Origin of the sequence: Natronospirillum operosum, assembly GCF_004768465.1 — a bacterium.
Classification (GTDB): Bacteria; Pseudomonadota; Gammaproteobacteria; order Pseudomonadales; family Natronospirillaceae; genus Natronospirillum; species Natronospirillum operosum.
This window is the reverse complement of the sequence record NZ_SRMF01000028.1, coordinates 1-1,064: the sequence shown is the minus strand read 5'-3', so window position 1 is coordinate 1,064 and position 1,064 is coordinate 1. Positions and strand designations below refer to the sequence as shown.

Annotated in this window: 1 protein-coding gene; it reads right to left on the bottom strand. The window is 55.8% G+C overall.

Annotated features, from left to right (window positions below; all coding sequences use genetic code 11):
- Positions 1-24 precede the first annotated feature (24 nt).
- The coding region (locus tag E4656_RS20130; RefSeq protein WP_135485120.1) for an IS5 family transposase at positions 25-1,064 on the bottom strand (1,040 nt) is incomplete at its 5' end.

The following is a 1,064-nucleotide window of genomic DNA, read 5'->3' as shown; positions in this document are numbered from 1 at the left end:
GTCGGTCCTGAAGTATCCGCTTTCTCACGCAACCATCATTTCTTGACGCTCCAGCATCAACCGGATTGGGCGGATAATCTCGGTTATTACCGCTGACAACGGCCAAATAATCCAGGCACAAAGAAGCTCGCGCAGCTTCCTCAATACCATTCTCAGGTTCTGGCCCGCTCCACACAGCACTGCGTTGATCTTGTCACCCATTTCGCCCTTCAACCAGTTTCTGTGCATCAGTCCATCGTTCTTCATGTGACCAATGATGGGCTCTATGCTATTTCTGCGGTGCTGCAGCGCGTGGGCCTTGCCCTTGCCCCGTTTGCGGCCGGTGATGTGAACCTGTGAGAACAGACAGTTGCGGTCCGCTCCCCTGTAGCCTCGGTCTGCCAATACGGCGCTTGGCAAGGTGCCTGTAACCGAATGCATCTTCAGCAGACTGCGGTTCACCGTGTGCCCATCATAGGGGTTGCCATGCATGGCGTGGCTGCACAGCACAAAGCCTTCTTCCGCGGTGGTCATCACGCTGACCTTGCAACCGAACTCGTTGGGCTTGCGCGCCTTGCCCTTGCGGATGCATTCCACTTCAGGAGCATGGAAGGCGAAGAGTTTCTCCGCCGTTCGCATACCAGGATCAATCGCCTGGCGGATAGCAGTGCTGGATCGGGTCAGGATATCCAGAAAATCATCGGCAACCTCTTCGACGGGCACTTTGTTGAGCAGCTCACGAATCAGACGCCCGACACGCGTCGCCATTGTTTGATTGGTGCGCTTCAGTCGATTCATTTGTCGAGCATGGGCATAACGGCTGGCCTTGTAGCTCAGGTCCCGGAACTCCTTTGCATAGGTCTGGCGCAGCTTCACGCCCTGTTTGCGGGCCAGTGCGACCAGCCTTTCCCGAGACTTCTGCAGTAGCTTGGAATCACTGGGGTGGGCAATGGCCTTCTCCATCACCGTGGTATCAATGACGGCGGTTTTGAAGCTCTCTGGCTTGATAGTCCCAGTCTTCAGGCCCGCATCAATGCTCAGTTTCAGCAACTGCTCTGCGCCCTCTTCACCGATACGTTTTCTGA